This is a genomic window from Streptomyces sp. NRRL F-5630 (assembly GCF_000719475.1).
In the GTDB taxonomy this organism is placed as follows: domain Bacteria; phylum Actinomycetota; class Actinomycetes; order Streptomycetales; family Streptomycetaceae; genus Streptomyces.
In genome coordinates, this window is sequence record NZ_JOGO01000067.1 from 1 (window position 1) to 17536 (window position 17536).

At 73.9% G+C, this 17536-nt stretch carries 18 protein-coding genes; 7 read left to right on the forward strand and 11 right to left on the reverse strand.

Translation table 11 applies throughout. The annotated features are described in order from the left end of the window. The coding region (locus tag IF99_RS0124230; RefSeq protein ID WP_030999266.1) for a serine/threonine-protein kinase at positions 1–1002 on the reverse strand (1002 nt) is incomplete at its 3' end. 212 nt (positions 1003–1214) lie between these two features. On the opposite strand from IF99_RS0124230, the gene IF99_RS0124235 reads away from it, so the two are divergent. Then, on the forward strand, positions 1215–1829 hold the full coding sequence (locus tag IF99_RS0124235) for an RNA polymerase sigma factor (protein ID WP_030999275.1): 615 nt from the start codon (positions 1215–1217) through the stop codon (positions 1827–1829). A 202-nt stretch (positions 1830–2031) separates the two neighbouring features. On the opposite strand, the gene IF99_RS0124240 is transcribed toward IF99_RS0124235, so the two are convergent. After that, positions 2032–2556 carry a CGNR zinc finger domain-containing protein gene (locus IF99_RS0124240; protein WP_030999276.1) on the reverse strand — a complete coding sequence of 175 codons (525 nt, stop codon included), beginning with the start codon at positions 2554–2556 and terminating at the stop codon, positions 2032–2034. 26 nt (positions 2557–2582) lie between these two features. Here IF99_RS0124240 and IF99_RS0124245 point away from each other — a divergent pair, with 26 nt between their 5' ends. The 3 genes from IF99_RS0124245 to IF99_RS0124255 all read left to right on the forward strand — a co-directional run bounded on the left by IF99_RS0124245 (position 2583) and on the right by IF99_RS0124255 (position 4825). Further along, positions 2583–3542 carry an EamA family transporter gene (locus IF99_RS0124245; RefSeq protein WP_051703663.1) on the forward strand — a complete coding sequence of 320 codons (960 nt, stop codon included), beginning with the start codon at positions 2583–2585 and terminating at the stop codon, positions 3540–3542. Between the two features lie 303 nt (positions 3543–3845). Further along, the gene (locus IF99_RS0124250; protein WP_030999280.1) at positions 3846–4172 is read left to right on the forward strand and encodes a hypothetical protein; all 327 of its coding nucleotides are present in this window, start codon (positions 3846–3848) and stop codon (positions 4170–4172) included. Positions 4173–4267: 95 nt separating this feature from the next. After that, complete coding sequence (locus IF99_RS0124255) at positions 4268–4825, forward strand: Uma2 family endonuclease (RefSeq protein WP_030999282.1); 558 nt, start codon at positions 4268–4270, stop codon at positions 4823–4825. 79 nt (positions 4826–4904) lie between these two features. Here the strand turns inward: IF99_RS0124255 and IF99_RS0124260 are convergent, their stop codons facing one another. The 6 genes from IF99_RS0124260 to IF99_RS0124285 form a co-directional block, all read right to left on the reverse strand. Beyond that, complete coding sequence (locus IF99_RS0124260) at positions 4905–5342, reverse strand: nitroreductase family deazaflavin-dependent oxidoreductase (protein ID WP_030999284.1); 438 nt, start codon at positions 5340–5342, stop codon at positions 4905–4907. A 58-nt stretch (positions 5343–5400) separates the two neighbouring features. After that, positions 5401–6621 (reverse strand): acyltransferase family protein, encoded by a 1221-nt coding sequence (locus IF99_RS0124265; protein WP_420705713.1) that lies wholly within the window; start codon positions 6619–6621, stop codon positions 5401–5403. A gap of 276 nt (positions 6622–6897) precedes the next feature. Further along, positions 6898–7938: a hemolysin family protein gene (locus IF99_RS0124270; RefSeq protein WP_030999288.1), complete on the reverse strand. Its 1041-nt coding sequence runs from the start codon at positions 7936–7938 to the stop codon at positions 6898–6900. Between the two features lie 31 nt (positions 7939–7969). After that, positions 7970–9331, reverse strand: a complete 1362-nt coding sequence (locus IF99_RS0124275; RefSeq protein WP_030999290.1) for a hemolysin family protein — start codon at positions 9329–9331, stop codon at positions 7970–7972. A gap of 253 nt (positions 9332–9584) precedes the next feature. Beyond that, positions 9585–10628 (reverse strand): NAD(P)-dependent alcohol dehydrogenase, encoded by a 1044-nt coding sequence (locus tag IF99_RS0124280; protein WP_030999292.1) that lies wholly within the window; start codon positions 10626–10628, stop codon positions 9585–9587. A gap of 42 nt (positions 10629–10670) precedes the next feature. Next, positions 10671–11984, reverse strand: a complete 1314-nt coding sequence (locus IF99_RS0124285) for a PP2C family protein-serine/threonine phosphatase (protein WP_234340827.1) — start codon at positions 11982–11984, stop codon at positions 10671–10673. A 107-nt stretch (positions 11985–12091) separates the two neighbouring features. Between IF99_RS0124285 and IF99_RS0124290 the strand changes: the two genes are divergently transcribed. Next, on the forward strand, positions 12092–12526 hold the full coding sequence (locus tag IF99_RS0124290) for a hypothetical protein (protein WP_030999296.1): 435 nt from the start codon (positions 12092–12094) through the stop codon (positions 12524–12526). 26 nt (positions 12527–12552) lie between these two features. Here the strand turns inward: IF99_RS0124290 and IF99_RS0124295 are convergent, their stop codons facing one another. Further along, positions 12553–13281, reverse strand: coding sequence for a hypothetical protein (locus IF99_RS0124295; RefSeq protein ID WP_030999297.1), 729 nt, complete (start codon positions 13279–13281; stop codon positions 12553–12555). 264 nt (positions 13282–13545) lie between these two features. Here IF99_RS0124295 and IF99_RS0124300 point away from each other — a divergent pair, with 264 nt between their 5' ends. Further along, positions 13546–14436 (forward strand): hypothetical protein, encoded by an 891-nt coding sequence (locus IF99_RS0124300; protein ID WP_051703665.1) that lies wholly within the window; start codon positions 13546–13548, stop codon positions 14434–14436. A gap of 100 nt (positions 14437–14536) precedes the next feature. Here IF99_RS0124300 and IF99_RS0124305 read toward each other — a convergent pair whose 3' ends face one another. Beyond that, entirely contained in the window at positions 14537–15496 is a 960-nt protein-coding gene (locus tag IF99_RS0124305) for a GlxA family transcriptional regulator (RefSeq protein WP_030999306.1), read from the reverse strand. 178 nt (positions 15497–15674) lie between these two features. Between IF99_RS0124305 and IF99_RS0124310 the strand changes: the two genes are divergently transcribed. Further along, complete coding sequence (locus IF99_RS0124310; RefSeq protein ID WP_030999308.1) at positions 15675–16106, forward strand: hypothetical protein; 432 nt, start codon at positions 15675–15677, stop codon at positions 16104–16106. 332 nt (positions 16107–16438) lie between these two features. Here IF99_RS0124310 and IF99_RS0124315 read toward each other — a convergent pair whose 3' ends face one another. Further along, positions 16439–17455 (reverse strand): NAD(P)/FAD-dependent oxidoreductase, encoded by a 1017-nt coding sequence (locus IF99_RS0124315; RefSeq protein ID WP_078655261.1) that lies wholly within the window; start codon positions 17453–17455, stop codon positions 16439–16441. Positions 17456–17536: the final 81 nt, after the last annotated feature.

Below are 17536 nucleotides of genomic sequence, written 5' to 3' on the forward strand. Positions count from 1 at the left end.
CTCCGGCGGGGCGGGGGAGGACGGGGCGGGGGACGGGGTCGCCTGCGCGGGGGTCTGGGAGGCCGGTACGGGAGACGACGGGGCCGCCGGGACGGGAGCAGGGGCGCCGGGGCCCGCCGTGCCGCGTCCCGCCCGTACCGCCGCCTCGTGCTCCGGCTCCCGTACCCCGTCGTGCGGCGGCGTGTCCGCGAGGCGGGCCCGCACCGCCTCCAGCTCGCGGGCGAATTCCGTGGCGTCGGACGGGCGGTCGCCGGGAGCCGGGGCGAGGGCGCGGAGGGCGAGGGCGGAGACGGCCGCGGGGAGGTCGGGGCGCAGTTCGGTGGGGGGCAGGACGCGGCCCGCCGGACCCGGGACCGTACCGGTGACGAGGTGGTAGAGGAGCGCGCCGAGGCCGTAGACGTCGACGCGCGCGTCGATGCCGCCGGGCGGGGGATCGGACTGCTCGGGGGCCATGTACCCGGCGGAGCCCGCGACGACGGTGAGGCCCGAGGAGGCGGCGAGGTTCTTGGCGAGGCCGAGGTCCGCGACGAGGACGCGTTCGGTCCCGGCGCGTACGGGTCCCGGGCCGCCGGGGCTCTTGAGCAGGACGTTCGACGGCTTGATGTCGCGGTGCACGATGCCCGCCCCGTGCAGCGCCGCGACGCCGGTCGCGGCGCCCGCCACGAGGCGGAGGGCCTCGGCGAGCGGGGGCGGTCCGGCCATGAGGAGGTCCTCGACCGTGCCGGCGTCCGCGTACTCCATGACGAAGTAGGGCCGGTCGTCCTCCAGCTCGCCGATGTCGTAGACCTGCACGACGCCCCCGGAACCCGCCTGGCGAAGCAGCCGGGCCTCGCTCAGGAAGCGTTCCCTGATGTCGAGGCGGCCCGCCCAGTTGTCGGCGAGGACCTTGACGGCGACGGGGGCTTGCAGGCGCTCGTCCTGGGCGAGCCAGACGACGGCGAAGGCGCCGGAGCCGAGCCTGCGCTGCACCAGGTATCGGCCGATCCGCTGAGGTGGGGGCATGCCTTTTATGATGCCCAGATGGCTTCCGACGCTCCGCGGCCCCTCCGTTCTTTTGCCTCCGGCACCGGAATTTCTTCCGCGGCCGGGGGGCGCGGGGGCGCACGGCACGGGGTGCGGGTGTGCGGGGCGGCGGCGGGGGGTAGCCGGTCCGGGGCCGGGGGCAGTGAGCGCGGTGCCGGTGGGCACGGGGTCGTGGGTGCGGGGGTGGAGCGATGAGCGAGGCCGGGCAGGGCTCGTACGGGTACCGGGAGGTGCCCGACACCGAGGCGCTCGCGAGGGCGGCGTCCGGCGGGGACGCGCAGGCGCTGGACACGCTGCTGCGGGCGGTGGAGCCCGAGGTGGTGCGGCGGTGCGGGCGCTTCCTGCTGCACCGCGAGGACGCGGAGGAGGCGGCGCAGGACGTGCTGCTCCAAGTGGCGCGGAACATCGGGCGGTTCGAGGGCCGCAGCAAGTTCAGTACGTGGCTGTACACGATCGTGGCGAACTGCGCGCGGCAGAAGTACCGCGAGCTGAAGCGGCGGGCCGCCGAGCAGCCGCTCCCCGCCGACGAGCACCAGCGGCCCGACCCCCGTACGACGAGCGTGATCGCGGGCTCGCGGCTCGACCTCCTCGAAGCGCTCGACCGTCTCGAACGCGACAGTCCGCATCTGGTCGCGCCGCTGGTCTACCGGGACATCTGCGAGATGGACTACACGGAGATCTCGGAGCGGACGGGGATTCCGCTGGGGACGGTGAAATCGCGGCTGCACCACGCGCGGCGGCAGGTACGGCCGTGGCTGGTGGTGCGGGACGGGGGCGCCCCGGTGCCGGGCGACGCCGAACGGTGAGGAGCGTGGCGCGCCCCTTGGGCGCGCCGGGGGGCGACGACGCCGAGTGCTGGGCTCTGGGCCGGGCACTGAGCGCCGAGGCACGCCCCCTGGCGTCCGCTCATGCCGCCGCCCTGCGGGACCACACCGGCCAGCGGCGTCAGCTACGCCCGGCCAGCCCCGCGCACAGGCCGCCCCGCCCCGCGAGACGCAGCCCCGTGGCTCAGGCGTGTTCCCGGTGACGGGCCACCGCGTCGTTGTTCGCGCAGCGCACGGTGCAGTACGTGCGGCGGCCCGCGCGCGAGGTGTCGACGTACGCCGCGTCGCAGCGGGCGCAGCGCCCGAGGCGGTGCGCGCTCGACGAGCAGATGACGTACGCGAGCCCCGCCGCCGTCGACGCCTTCACGTGCCCCACGGTCGCCTGGTCCTCCGGGCCGTAGTGCAGGTGCGGGGTGCCGTCGTGGAGCGAGATGCGGGGCAGTGAAGCCGCCTCTTCGAGGGCCGAGTTGGCGTGGGCGCAGCGCACTGCCAGCGCCTCGGGGTCCAGGGGCCGGCCGCCCGACGCGGCGAAGCACGGGGCGAGGGACGCCGCCGCCCAGGCCCGCAGCTCCCGTACGCCGCGCGGGGCCGGGGCCGGGCGGTGGATGCCGTGGGCGCGGAGGAGCGGGGCCAGGTCGTCCGCGGGGCCCGCGTTGACCAGGGCCGCGGCGAGGCGGGCAGCCTCGCCGCCGTAATGGTTGAACTGCACAAGGACATGACACCACGCTGGCGGTCATGCGTACAGGCATACGAAGCACCCCGCCGCGTACCGGCCCGCCCTCCACGCCCGCCGGCGTGCGGGCGACCGGCTCCCTCACCCGATTCGCCCCGGTCCTCGTGCTCGGGCAGATGTGCAGCCTCCAACTGGGGGCGGCCGTCGCCAAGTCCCTCTACGGGCGCGTCGATCCGGTGATGGTTGCCGGGATGCGGCTCGGCTTCGCGGCGCTGCTGCTCGCGCTGCTCGTGCGGCCCCGCCTCACCACGTACAGCCGTGCGCAGTGGCTCGGAGCCTGCGCGCTCGGGCTCGTCTTCGCGGGCAACAACCTGACCTTCTTCCTCGCGCTCGACCGCCTCCCGCTCGGCGTCGCCGCGACCGTCGAACTCCTCGGCCCGCTCCTCCTCGCCGTCGCGCTCTCGCGCCGCCCCGCGCACCTCGTGGCGGGGCTGCTCGGGCTCTGCGGGGTACTGCTGCTCGGGGCGCCGGGAGGGGAACTGCCGCTCGCGGGGCTCGGGTTCGGGCTCGCGGCGGCCGGGTGCAGGACCGCGTACGTACTCCTGAGCAAGCGCGTCGGGCGGCTCTTCCCCGACTTCGGCGGGCTCTCGCTCGCGCTGCTCGCCGGGGCGTGCGCGCTCGTGCCGCTCGCGGCCGTGCACGGCGGTGACCAAGTCCGCGCCGACCCCGGGGCGTTGCTGCCCGGGTGCGCGGTCGCGCTGCTCTCCTCGCTCGTCCCGTACGCGCTCGACATGACCGTGCTGCGCCGCATCGACTCGCGCGCCTTCGGCGTCCTGCTCGCGCTCTCCCCGGCCGTCGGCGCGCTCGTCGGGCTCGCCTTCCTCGGGGAACCGCTCGGCGTGCGCGAGAGCGTCGCGATCGCGCTCGTGGTGGTGGCGGCGGGGTGGTCCGCGCGGACGGGGAGCGGGGAGGGGCGGCACGGAGGAGACGGCCGCGCGGAGTTGAAGAACGCGGACGAGTAAGGCTAGGCTTACCTCAGAAAGTGAGTCACGAGGAACTCCCGGCGGTGGGCGCCAGAGCCAGGAACCCACCGCCGGGACTCACTCGGGCCCACTACCGGGACCAACCGCCGGGACCCACTCGGGCCCACCGCCCGGGAACCCCGCACCGAGGCGTCCGCCGGACCCCGCACCGGGCCCCCGAGCCCCCAACGCGCCCTTCCCAGCCCCCCAACACGGCACAAGTCCCCCTGAGTGCACCGGGCATGGCGTGCCATTAGCCGGAGTGGCGCGAGTACCGGCACCCGCAGCGGTTACCCTCCCGCCATGGACGGATTCCGCGTCACCTACACGGTGGAGTGCGCCGAGTCGGCGGCGCTGCTCTCACCAGACCGCAGGGAGACCCTCGAACGGGGCCTCGCGGTGCTCGCCCGCCACCCGTACCACCCGGCGACGGCCCCCATCGGCACGCACGAGGACAACCGGAAGGCGCAGGTGGCGCCGGGGGTCCTCATCGAATACGTGGTCGCGCACGCGGTGATGGTGGTCGTCGTCCTGACCGTCTTCGACGAGTCCCTGTATCTGCTGGCGGACGTACCGGGGCAGGTCGAGCGGGGGATCGAGGGGGACGCGGCACTGGGGGACGGGGGGTGAAGCCCTCCCGTCATCGTCTGGGATGCTCAGAAAGAAAAGGGGTAGGTTTGTACTACTCTGACGCTCCCTGGTAGAGCGTCCGCGAAAGGTGCGGCATGGGCGAGGCAACGTCCGGCTACGGTCGGGGCATCGACGCGGAGCAGGCGCTCAAGTACGCCGTCCAGCATGTGGCGGGGGAACGCGCCGAGATCGTCGAAGGGGTCATCACACAGGTGTCGCCGAGCTGGCCCCATGAACGGACGGCGAACAAGATTCGCCGGCAGATCTCCCCCCGCTGTCTGGAGTTGGGGTTCGAGATCGGCTCCGGCAACCTCGACCTGCCGGGGTCTCCCAACTGGTACATCCCCGATCTCGCCGTCGTCCCCGACGACCTGGTGGAGGATTCCAATTCCCTCCTGCCCGACCAGACCCTCCTCGTCGTCGAAGTGACCTCCCCCTCCGACGCCGAGACCGACCGCGTGGTCAAGCGCCGTCGCTACGCCGAGTACGGCGCTCCCCTGTACCTTCTGGTCGACCGCCAGGAACGCAGCGTTACGCTGTTCTCCGAACCGGGCCCGCTCGGCTACACCCGCGTCGAAGGCCCCCACCCCTTCGGCACCCCTCTCCCCCTCCCGGCTCCCTTCGACCTCGTGCTGGAGACCGGCGAGCTGTGAGGGCGCGGGTCCCCTCGCCCCGTACGACGAAACCGCCCGCGCCCCCTCAAGGGCACGGGCGGTTCGCCATCGTTCCGCGTCAGTCCTTCGGCGTCAGGATGAAGAGCGGGATCGGGCGGTCCGTCTTCTTCTGGTACTCGGCGTAGTCCGGGAACGCCTCCACCGCGCGGTCCCACCACTCCGCCTTCTCGGCCCCCGTGGCCTCGCGGGCCGTGTAGTCCTTGCGGACCGGGCCGTCCTGGAGTTCCACCTCGGGGTGGCCCTTGATGTTGTAGTACCAGACGGGGTGCGAGGGGGCGCCGCCCTTGGAGGCGACGACCGCGTACTCGCCGTTGTGCTCGACCCGCATCAGCGGTGTCTTGCGGATCTTCCCGCTCTTCGCGCCGAGCGTCGTCAGCACGATGACCGGCATCCCGCGCATCTCCGTGCCGCGCGTCCCGCCGCTGCTCTCGTACTCGGCGACCTGCTCCCGCACCCACTTCTCCGGGCTCGGTTCGTACTCACCACTCAGAGGCATCGCGTCCACCCTTTCGTGTCGGTGCCGACAATCTCTCACCACCGCCTGCCCCGCGGGGTCATCGCCGCTTGGCGAGTTCCTCGGCGTCCCGGCGGAACGCCCACCGCATCTCCGGTTCCATCGCGAACTTGAACAGCCGCTGCACGAGCGGCGTGCACAGCACCGTGATGACGCTCGCCGCGATGAGCGTGACCGCTATCTCGCCGACCGGGGTGTGCAGCCACTCCGCCGCGTACCAGTCGCCGAAGCGCGAGCCCTTCGCGAGGAAGCCGTGCAGCAGGTACCCGTACAGCGTCCCCGCGCCGAGCGCCGTGAACCACATGTGCCGGCGCGGCACCCAGGCGAGGAAGCACGCGGTGAGCACGAGCGAGCAGCCGAAGAGCGCGAGCGTCATGACGACCCCGGTCCAGCCGGGCGCGCCGAGTTCCTGCGCGCTGTCGCGGTGGTAGAACCAGGCCGCGTTCATGCGCGGCGCCGCCCAGTAGGCGAAGAGCGCGCCGCCGGCGAGGACCGGGAGGGACAGGAGGCGGGCCTCGCGGCGGCGTACGAGCTGGAAGTGCTCGGGCCTGAGCTTGAGGCCGACGACGAAGAACGGCAGGAACTGCAGGACCCGCTGCATGTCGAGGTCGTCGCCGATGTCCGGCGAGATCGCCGCGAGGATCGCGATGGCGAGCGCGAGCGGCACCGGCCAGCGCACGAGCTTCCAGATCGGTGTCGTCAGGCGCCACACGAACAGCGCGATGAGAAACCAGGTCAGGTACCAGGGGTCGAGCAGGCTGAACGGGTAGTCCGGGTCGCCGCCCGCCGTGCGCTTCAGGAGCGTGTACGCGACCTCGAAGATCACATAGGGGACCGCGACCCCCGTGATGAGGCGGCGCAGCCGGTCCGGGCGCATGTCGAAACTGCGGGACATGTAGCCGGAGATGATGATGAACGCCGGCATGTGGAAGGTGTAGACGAAGATGTAGAGCGCGGACGCGGCCCGGCTGTCCCCGCGCAGCGGCTCCCAGGCGTGGCCCATCGCGACGAGCACGATCGCGAGGTACTTCGCGTTGTCGAAGAAGGGGTCGCGGCGCTTGGCGGCCTGTTTCCCCTTGGCCTCGGCGGGCTTCGCCGCCGGTTCCGCCGGTACCCGCACGCGCTTGAGCACGAGGGTGTCGCTGCCCGTGCCCGTCGCCAGGGCACCTCTCGCCGCGTTCTCCGGAGGCAGTGGTACGCGCCCCTCGGTCGACGGCTCCGTACCGCCTTTTTGTCCGTGTCCGCGCCCGGACTCGCTCACAATCCCTCCCCGATGGAACGCCGACGGGTCGGAACGCGTCTCACCAGAAATGCGGGAAGTATGTCGGTGGAAGGCATCAGCGGCAGACTAGTCACCCCCACCGCACCCTGTGCAAGGCGGCCGGGTGTGGCTTGTCCCACCCTGGAGGCGATGCGTCCGTTTTCAGCCGCGCACCTTTCGTGGCAACTTCTCAGGCCCCTCACAAAGTCGGTACGCGAAGCCGCGTCGGCGCACCGGTCCGAGGGGCCCGCGCCCGGGAGAAGTCCGCCCTCCCCCTCAGCCGACGGCCGTCGCCCCGGAGCCCTCCGGCGCGGGCCCCACCAGCTCCGTCAGCACGTCCTCCATCGTCACGAAGCCGCGCACGCGCCCCTCCTCGCCCGTCACGGCGGCGAGATGGCTGTCGTCGGTGCGCAGCGCGGTGAGCGTGTCGTCGAGCGGCGTGTCGATACGGACGCGCGTGAGCGGGTGATAGGCGGCGCGCGGAAATGGCTTGTCCCGCTCGGTGACGCCGAGCGTGTCCTTGATGTGGAGGTAGCCGAGGAGCGCGCCGCCCTCGCCGGTCACCGGGAGGCGGGAGAAGCCGGACTCGGCGGCGACGCGTTCGAGCCGGGCCGGGGTCACCGTGCTGTCGACCGTGACGAGCGTCGCGCCCGGCTTGATGATCTCGCCGACGGGACGGGTGCCGAGTTCGAGCGCGTCGCGCAGCCGGTCGCGGTCGGCCTCGCTGAGCAGTCCGGCCTCGCTGGAGTCCTCGACCATCCGCGCGAGCTGGTCGTCGGTGAAGACGGACTCGACCTCGTCCTTCGGCTCGACCCGCAGGAGCCGCAGGAGGTGGTTGGCGAGGCTGTTGATGCCGAAGACGAGGGGCTTGAGGACGCGGGTGAGCGCGACGAGCGGCGGGCCGAGGAGCAGCGCGGTGCGCACGGGCTCGGCGAGCGCGATGTTCTTCGGGACCATCTCGCCGATGAGCATATGCAGATACGTGGCGAGCGTCAGCGCGATGACGAAGGAGAGCGGGTGCACGAGGCCGTGCGGGATGCTGACCGCCTCGAAGGCCGGCTCCAGGAGGTGCGCGATCGCGGGTTCGGCGACCGCGCCGAGGACGAGCGAGGAGACGGTGATGCCGAGCTGCGCGGTCGCGAGCATCGCGGAGATGTGCTCAAGTGCCTTGAGGGTGCTGGCCGCGCGCTTGTCACCGGCCTGCGCGAGCGGCTCGATCTGGCTGCGGCGCACGGAGACGAGCGAGAACTCGCCGCCGACGAAGAAGGCGTTGGTGAAGAGCGTGAGCAGCCCGACGAGCAACTGGACGGCGGTCATCGGGGGTCCCCCTGGTCAGTGCCTCGCGTGCTCATCGGCCCGCCTCCTCGACGTGCGCGGGTTCGTCCTCGGCCGGTTTGACGACCCGTACCCGCTCGGCCCTGTGGTGCTCCACCGACAGGACCGTGAACTCCCAGCCTTCCGCCCCCGCGTCCTCTTCGCCCAGCTCCACGACGTCCCCCGCCTCGGGGATGCGGCCCAGGCGGGTCGCGAGGAGGCCGGCGACCGTCTCGTAGGGGCCCTCGGGGGCGTGCAGGCCGATGAGGCGGAGCTGGTCGAGGCGCAGGGAGCCGTCCGCCTCCCACGTCTCGCGGCCGTCGGCGGTCGGCGCCCCCGGCAGGAGGTCCTCGGTCTCCTCGGGGTCGTGCTCGTCGCGCACCTCGCCCACGACCTCCTCGACGATGTCCTCGACCGTGACGACGCCCGCCGTGCCCCCGTACTCGTCGATGACGACGGCCATCGTGCGCGCGGCGCGCATCCGGGCGAGGAGGGTGTCGGCGGGGAGCGAGTCGGGGACGAGGAGGGCGGGCGTGGCGAGGTCGGTGACGCGGGTACGGGCACGCGCGGCCGGTTCGAGGGCGAGGACGTCGCGGATGTGGACCGTGCCGAGCACGTCGTCCAGGTGCTCGCGGTAGACGGGGAAGCGGGAGAGCCCGGTCGCGTGCGCGAGGTTCGCCGCGTCGAGCGCGCTCGCCCCCTCGCCGAGGGCCTGGACCTCGACGCGCGGGGTCATGACGTTCTCGGCGGTGAGGTCGTTGAGGTGCAGGGTGCGGATGAACAGTTCGGCCGAGTCCGGTTCGAGCGCGCCCTCTGCGGCGGAGTGCCGTGCCAGCGCGACGAGTTCCTCGGGGCCGCGCACGGAGGCGAGTTCCTCGGTCGGTTCGAGGCCGAGGCGCCGGACGAAGAAGTTCGCGGTCGCGTTGAGGCTGTGGATGAAGAACCCGAAGAAGGCGGAGAAGCGGCGGTGCGGGCCCGCGACGGCGAGGGCGACGGGCACGGGCCGGGAGATCGCCCAGTTCTTGGGGACGAGTTCGCCGATGACCATGAGGACGACGGTGGAGAGGCCGACGCCGAGGATCGAGCCGATCGTCGAGGTGGCGCCGCGCGGCAGCCCGATCGCGGAGAGCGGGCCGTGGAGGAGTTCGGTGACGGCGGGCTCGGCGAGCATCCCGATGACCAGCGAGGTCACGGTGATGCCGAGCTGTGCCCCGGAGAGCTGGAAGGTGAGGGAGCGCACGGCGGCGAGCGCGCCCTCGGCGCCGCGTTCGCCCGCGTCCACGGCGCGCTCCAGGTCGGAGCGCTCGACGGTGGTGAGGGAGAACTCGGCGGCGACGAAGAGCGCGCAGGCGAGGATGAGGAGGGCGGCGACGAGGAGCTGCACGACGGCGATCACGCGGTCACCGCCGGGGGTGAGCGGGCAGGGCGCGGGCGGCGCGCGGGGCGCGGGCGGTGCGGACGGCTCGCGGGGCGCGGGCGGTGCGGACGGCTCGCGGGGGTTCACCCATCGGTCCTCGGGTTCCTTTCCTCGGGGCACACGGAAGCGGGGGGTGGGGCCCGGCGTGCTGCCGGGCCCCACGGGTTTTCCGCGACTCTACGACTGTCCCGTGACGCGCGCTCTACACGGGTGTCGTAGTGACAGGGCGCGCTCAGCCGTTCGGCAGGATGACCGCGCGTCCCCGGACCTTCCCGTCGTGCAGCCGCTCGTACGCCCGCGGCGCCTCGTCGATCGTGTACGTCTCGATGTGGACGTCCACGGCCCCGGCGCGCGCGAGGTCGAAGGTCTCCCCCATCTCGGAGCGGCTGCCCCAGTACGGCGAGGTCACGACGGTCTCGTACGCCTGGAGCCCGAAGCCGACCTCCAGGCTGCCGCCGCCGATGCCGACGATCGTGACGTCGCCCTCGATCGTGGCGCAGGCGCCGGACGCCTTGACGGTCGGCGGGACGCCCACGAAGTCGAAGACGGCCTCGGCGCCCCTGCCCCCGGGGGTGAGCTTGCGGACGTTCTCGACGGCGTTCTCGTCGGAGAGGACGGCCTCGTGGGCGCCGACCTCCTTGGCCAGGCGCAGCTTCTCGTCGTTGACGTCGAGCGCGATGACGCGCGCGGGGGTCAGGGCGCGCAGGAGCTGGATGCCGACGTGGCCGAGCCCGCCGGTGCCGAAGACGACGGCGGTCGAGCCGGGCACGAGCTTGGGCAGCGAGCGCTTGATGGCGTGGTACGGGGTGAGCCCCGCGTCCGTGAGCGGCACCGTCCTGACCGGGTCGAGGTCGCCGAGCGGCATGAGGTGCCGGGCGTCGTCCACGATCATGTACTCGGCGATCGCGCCCGGGTTGCCGAGTCCGGGCGGGTAGATACCGAGGCGGGCCGCTTCCAGGCAGTAGTTCTCCTTGCCCTGCTGGCACTTGGAGCAGCGCCCGCACCCCCACGGCCCGTACACCGCGACGGACTCGCCGACAGCGACGTTGCGCACCCCCTCCCCGAGCTTGTCGACCACGCCCGCGCCCTCGTGGCCGAGGGTGAGCGGCAGCGGGAACGGGAGCTGGTCGGCGCTCCAGCTCATGACGGCGATGTCGGAGTGGCAGACCCCCGCCGCCGTGACCTTGAGCCGGATCTCGCCGGGCTTCGGCTCGGGCTTCTCGATCTCGACGACCTCGGGGGCCGCGCCGACCGTGCGGTACTGGACCGCCTTCATCGTGTCCGCCATGAGGGAACTCCTTCGTCGCGGGATGGCGTGCTACGTGGGATTCCTCGCCGGTGGTGCGCTGGGGTCGGAGGGGCCCGGGGACGTCCGGGGCCCCGGCTCGTCCTCGCCGCGCGCCGGTGGATCGCGCGGGCCCTCGCCCCCGCCCGCGCGGCGCACGGCGAGGATCGTGGTGTCGTCGCCGAGCCGCCCGCCGGTGTACCGCAGCACCTCGTCCCGTACGAGGGCGACGAGCCTGATCGGTTTGACGAGCCCGGGGTCGGCGCCGACGCGTCTCCCGATCCGCTCCGCGAGCGGGAAGAACTCGCCCGTGGCGCCGCGCGCCTCGGTCACCCCGTCCGTCACGAGCAGCAGCGTCTCGTCGGCGGCCACGCGACAGCGCCGTACGACGAAGGGAGCGCGCACGAGGCCGCTGAGCCCGAGCGGGAGCATGGGATCGGTCGGGATCTCGCGCACTCCGCGCGGGCTCACGGCGAGCGGCACCTCGTGCCCGAAGTCGACCATCTCCAGCTCGTACGGCGTGGGGCGCGGGAAGTTGGCCGGGTCGGCCTGGGCCGCCTGGTCGAGGGGGTCGGCGTCGGACAAGGGCGGGAAGCCGAGGAGCGCGGCGGTCGCGAAGCGGTCCTCCTCGCCCGCCAGACCCATCACGGCGCTGTACGCCTGATAGCGGCGCATCCGGGTCTCCAGGCGCTCGGCGACCACCGCGAGGTCGGCGGCGTGGAAGCCCCACTCACGGAAGGAGCCGAGGACGGCGGCTGCGGCGGTGACCGCGTTGAGGCCCTTGCCCTGGACGTCGCCGAGGATCACCCGGGTGCCGTACTGGGAGGGCTGGATGTCGTAGAAGTCGCCGCCGACCCGCGCGGTGGTGTCGGCGGCGAGGTAGATCGCGGCCTGCTCCACACCGGCCCAGTGCGGCGGCAGGGGCCGCAGCACGGTGGAACGGGTCGCCTCGGCGATGTCCTGGAGGTGGCCGACGTAGCGCGAGGCGCGCAACCGCAGCGCGCAGGCGGCGAGGGCGACGGCGCCGCCACCCACGACGAGGACGAAGTCGGGCCAGCCGGTGCGGTACTGCGCGGACCAGGCGAGGTTCATGAGCACGTAGGTGAGGGTGGAGAGCACCGCGAAGAAGGCGGTCGTCCACAGGCCGCACAGGGCCGCCGCGATGCCGGGCACGACGATGATCCACGTGATCATCCGGAAGCCGCCGCCGGTCAGGAAGTCCAGCCCGACGACGAGCAGGAGCAGCGCGGCCGGTACGCACCAGGCGGCGCGGTGCCCGCGCAGCCGCAGCGGCTCCCCGCCCCACATGCGGGACGCGAGGGAGCGCAGCACCGGGCGAGAACTCACGTCTCCACCCAAACACGGGCGGAGGGGGGCCGCCACGGGAGGCGATTCGGGTTGCCGCCCCGTGGCGGAGGAGGACTCTGGAGACAAGGACCGCAAAGGAGACAGCCATGGCCCATGTCGCCGCTCCCCCCGCCTCGAAGCCTCCCGCACCGGCGAAGCGCCACCGCCCGTCCCGCAGGATCACGCCGGTCACGGCGAGCAACGTCTTCTGGCTCGCGGCCGGCTACGGGCTCTGGGCCTCGGTGACGACGCGCCACGAGCACGGGGTGACCGGTTACAACGTGCTCTACGGGTGCGTCGCGGGCATCGTCTTCGGCCTCGTCTACCTCGCCCTGCGGCAGATCACCCCGGCGCTGCCGCGCGTGCGCCGCGCGCTCGTGTGGGGCGTCTTCTGGGGCGGCTCGATGGGGTACCTGCACAGCCTGTCGAACCCGACGATCCTGTGGTCCGTCTTCCTCGGCGTGTTCTTCGCGGCGGGCGCGTTCCTCATGGCCGTCTACCGCTTCCACACCCGCGAGGTCCCGACGGACGCCCACCTCTGAGAGAGGCGGCGCCCGCCCGGCCCGGCTCAGTCCCGCAGCCGCCGCCGCACGAGCAGGAAGCCGAGACCGACCGCGCACAGCACCCCCGACACGACGGCGAGGAAGAGCCCCGCACCGGGCAACACGCCGTCCCCGGCCTCGGCGAACCGGCCGGACGGGGCGGGTGCGCTCGCGGAGGCGGATGTACTCACGGACGCGGGCCCGGATGCGCGGCTCCCCCCGGGGCCCGGCAGCCCCGCCCCCTTGCCGGCCACGGCCCCCGCCTCACTCCCCACGCCCGCCGTGCTCGCCGTACCCGCCTCGCTCCCCGTACCCGCCTCGCTCCCCGGGCCCGCCTCGCCCCCCGCGCCCGTCGCGACCGGCCGGTTCGTCACCACGCACCGCACCGTGTCCCCCGCCGCCACCGTGACCTTCCCGTCGCCGGTCGGCAGCGGGCCCGTGCGGCCCGCGCAGTGCCACAGTGTCGACGTGTAGCCGGGGTGACCGCCGTACTCGGTGAGCCGGTAGTCCCCGGGCGGGACCTCCACCCCGGTCACGGTGGTTGTGCCGTGGGTGCCCTCGATCTCCACGGGTCCGCGCGCGGCCACCGTCCACTCCTCCGGCCGCGCGGCCCCGCCCGGCCCGTCGGCGACGCGCTCGACGAGCGTGAGGGAGCCGGGGACCGGGGGCGGCGAGGCGGTCGCTGCGGCGGGCGCCGCGAGGCACAGCGCGGCGAGGAGGGCGCTCGTGCTCGTACCGGCAAGACGGTGGCGCATGGGGGCATCCCGTCGGGGTCGGTGCAGGGGTGGCGGACGGCTGCGGCAGCAGATCATGCGGCAATCGCCCGATATGCCCATTGGCCCGGCCGGGGGCGTGTCCCCGCCGCGCCCGCGCCGCCTCCCCGTCGTGTCCCGGCCCGGTCCGCACCGTGTCCGTGTTCCTCACCCGTACGCCCGTGGGACTGGCGCGCGCGTGCGGGGGCGCGTTGCCTGGGTAGGTGCGGGACGTACGGATCTTGAAGGCGTGTGGGAGGCGGGGCGGTGGCGGAGGGCGAGGCGCGGGTGCGGGGGCGCGGGCGCGGTGCGGGGTACGTGGTGCGGGCCGTGCTCGCCGTGGTGCTCGCCGTGGCGGCCTGTGTGTGCGTACCGGCCGGGGCGCTCTCCGTGTGGGCGAAGTACGAGATCGGGGACACGGACACCTTCGTGGAGGCCGTCTCGCCGCTCGGGTCGAACCGGGACGTGCGCGAGGCGGTCGCCGACGCGGTGACGGACGGGGTCATGCGGCAGGTCGATCTCGGGCCGCTCCAGGACCAGGGGCGGGAGTTCGTGCGGGAGGCGGCGGTCTCCTTCACGGGCTCGCCGGCGTTCCGCGACGCGTGGGACGCGGCGGCGCGCGGCGCGCACAGGGCGGTGCTCGACGCGCTGAGCGACCGCGAGTCGGGCGGGGACATCCGCATCGACCTGGGCCCGGTCACCAAGCAGGTCAAACAGCAGCTGATCGACAACCACGTCCCGTACGCGGACCGCATCCCGGACACGGACACGTCGATCACGTTCGTCGAGTCCCGCGAACTGGGCACGGCGCGCAAGGTGTTCCACGCCTTCGAGACGGCGGGGCCGTGGCCCGCGATCGCCGCGTTCGTCCTCGGCGGGGTCTCGGTCGCGCTCGCCCACCGCAGGCTCCGCGCCCTCGGGTTCCTGGCCTTCGGGGTCGCGCTCGCGGGCCTCGCCCTGCGCCTGGCGCTGATGGCGGGCCGGGACCGGACCCTGGACAGCATCCCCTCCGGCTTCTCCCGCCCGGCGGCGGGCGCGGGCTACGACGCCCTCACCCACGCCCTGACGACGGCCTCGTGGTGGCTGGTGGGGATCGGCTGCGCGGCGGGCGTGGCGAGCCTGGTGGCCTCGGCCGTCCGGGGCCGCCGCCACGCCTGACGGGCTCTCGGCCGCGCGAAGGCGCCGCCGCGCCTGGCGGGCTCTCGGCCGCGCGGGGCCGCCGCCGCGCCTGGCGGCGGATCCCCTACGGCGGCGGGGCCTACTCCACCCGCACTCCGCCGAACGCCCGCCGGTACCCCTGCGGGCTGACTCCCGTCGTCCGCTTGAAGCGCTCCCGGAACGCCCCGGCCGAGCCGAAGCCGACCTGCTCCGCGATCCGCTCCACCGAGTACCCGGTCGTCTCCAGGAGGTGCTGCCCCCGCCGCACCCGCGCCCGGTGCAGCCACCGCAACGGTGTCGTCCCCGTCTGCTCCCGGAAGTGCCGGATCAGCGTCCGCGTGCTCGTCCCCGCCCGCCGCGCCATCCGTTCCACGGTCATCTCCTCGTCGAGGTGCCCTTCGAGCCAGGTGAGCAGGGGCTCCAACTCGCCGCCCCGGGGCGGCGCTTTCAGGGGCGCGACGATGAACTGCGCCTGGCCGCCCTCCCGTTCGAGGGGCACCACGGAGAGTCGCGCCGCGTCGGCGGCGACGGCGGACCCGTAGTCCCGCCGTACGAGGTGCAGGCAGAGGTCGAGCCCGGCGGCGGCCCCGGCCGAGGTCAGGAACTGCCCGTTGTCGACGTGGAGGACGTCGGGATCGACCTCGACGGCCGGGTACGTCTCGGCGAGGAGTGCCGCCGCGGCCCAGTGCGTCGTGGCGCGCAGCCCGTCGAGCAGCCCGGTCGCGGCGAGCGGGAAGGCGCCGGTGCAGATCGAGGCGATCCGCGTCCCGCGCGCCGCCGCCTCGCGCAGCGCCTCCCGTACGGGGGCGGGCAGCGGGGCGAGTGGTGTCGTGGTGCCGGGCACGACGACGGTGTCGGCGGTGCGGAGCGCGTCGAGCCCGTGCGGGGCACGCAGCGTGAAGGCCCCGGTGGCCACCTCCTCGCCGGGCGACGGGGCGCAGACCACGACCCGGTACGCGTCCCGGCCGTCCGGGAGCCGCGTCCGCCCGAAGGTCTCGATGGGGACCGAGAGATCGAAGGGGACCACGTGGTCGAGGGCGAGGACGGCGACGGTATGCATGGCACGAACGTACTGCGCCGCGCCGGGGGAATTCCTCCTCACCCGCCTTCCACGATGCGTGGTTCCCGCAGGTGAACGGCTTGATGAAGCCCCTTTCCCGTGTGTGGCGGAAAGTCGGCGAAGGGTGTCACTTTTGCCTCTGGGGCCGAGCGGCGGCCCCCCGTAGCGTCACCGTTCCGTGAAGACCTTTTTCCTCTCCCTGCACGTCGTCGCGGCGATCCTGGCGGTGGGCCCGGTGGCGGTCGCGGCGAGCATGTTCCCCGCGTTCCACCGCCGCGAGGCGGACGCGGCGAGCCTCGGGGTGCTGCACCGCATCTGCCGCGTCTACGCCGCCGTGTCCCTCGCGGTACCCCTCCTCGGCTTCGCGACCGGTGCGACGATGGGGGTGCTCGGCGACCCGTGGGTGGGGACGTCGATCGCGCTGACGGCGCTCGCGGCCGTCGTCCTCGTCCTGGCCGTCCTGCCGGGCCAGGAGTACGCGCTGACGGGAGAGGGGCCCGCGACGGGAGCGTGGGCGGCGCCGCGCCTCGGCATGCTCACGGGCGTCTTCAACCTGCTGTGGGTGACGGTGACGGTCCTGATGATCGCGCGCCCGGGTTCGAGCGCCTGAGAAGCCGAGCGGGAGAGGGCCCGGGGGCGGCACGACTCGCGCGTCATGCCCGGGTCAACTCCCGCGCGAAAACGGTGTGTTGACCCGTCAGCCCCCGTACGCCCGTGCCGTACTCGTCCACCCGCCCGCGCGTCGCGCGACCGTCCGTCCCGGTGGCCCCCAGGGCGAGGGGCGTCAGCCCTGGGGGCCGCCGGGGCGGAGGGGTGCGCGACGGGCGGGCGGCAGGCGACGGAGCCCCGCCGCGAGGCAGCGCCCGGTACGCGGCCGGGCGGACGGCCCGTCGGGCGGGCCCGCCGCGCGGTGCGGGCGCGCCCCTCGGACCCGCCCGCGCCTCAGCCCTCGGCCGTCCGCACCAGCGCGCTCACCTTCGCCTCCGACTCCGGCGAGAACACCTGCCGGGCGCGGTGGGCCGTCACCGCCCGCTCCGTGTCCGCTTCGATCAGCTCCATGTTCAGCTGGGCCGCCGCCATGACCCCGGCCGCCGCCGACGCTCCGACCTGCGCGGAGAGGTCGGTGGCGTTGCCCGCGATCCAGAGACCGGGCACCGTGGTGCGCCCGGTGGGCTCGGCGGGGACATGGGTGCCCATACCGGAGGCGTGCGGCACGGGGGCGAGACCGAGACCCGCGAGGAAGTCCGCGCGGGCCTCCATACGGGGCGCGACCACGAGGGCCCGGCGCGGAACGAACGTTCCGTCCGCCATCCGCACGCCGCTCAGCCGCCCCTCCGCGTCGCTCTCCACACCCGCCACCTCGCCCGGCACGACGCGGATGCCGCGCGCGGCGATCCACTCGTCCCCGGGCACCGGCTGACGGTCCGGGAAGTAGACGAGGTCGTCGGTCCACTGCCGGAACAGCTTCACCTGGTGCGGCGACAGCGGGCCCGTGCCGAGCACGCCGATCGCCCGCTCACGCACCTCCCAGCCGTGGCAGTACGGGCAGTGCACGACATCCGCGCCCCAGTGCTCCCGCAGCCCCGGGACCTCCGGCAGCACGTCGACGAGCCCGCTCGCGACGAGCACCGCCCGCGCCCGCACGGTCGTGCCGTCCGCGCACGCCACCACGAACCCGTCACGGTCCCGCCTCACCTCCCGCACCTGGCCCGCGACGATCTCGCCGCCGTACCCGCGCACCTCCGCGCGGCCGCGCCGCAGCAGCTCGGTGGGCTTGATGCCCTCCAGCCCGAGCACCCCGTGAGCCCCTTCGGCGGGCGCGTTGCGCGGCTCGCCCGCGTCGACGACGAGCACGGAGCGCCGCGCCCGCGCCAGCGTGAGCGCTCCTCCGAGCCCGGCAGGCCCACCGCCCACGACCACGGCGTCGTACCGCCCTCGTACCTCGGTCATCCCGACCACCACCTCTCGTTCCGGTGCCACCACCGTGCGGCAGCTCCGGCGCGAGAGGCAAACATGCTTGCCGTTCCGGCAAAGGAGCGG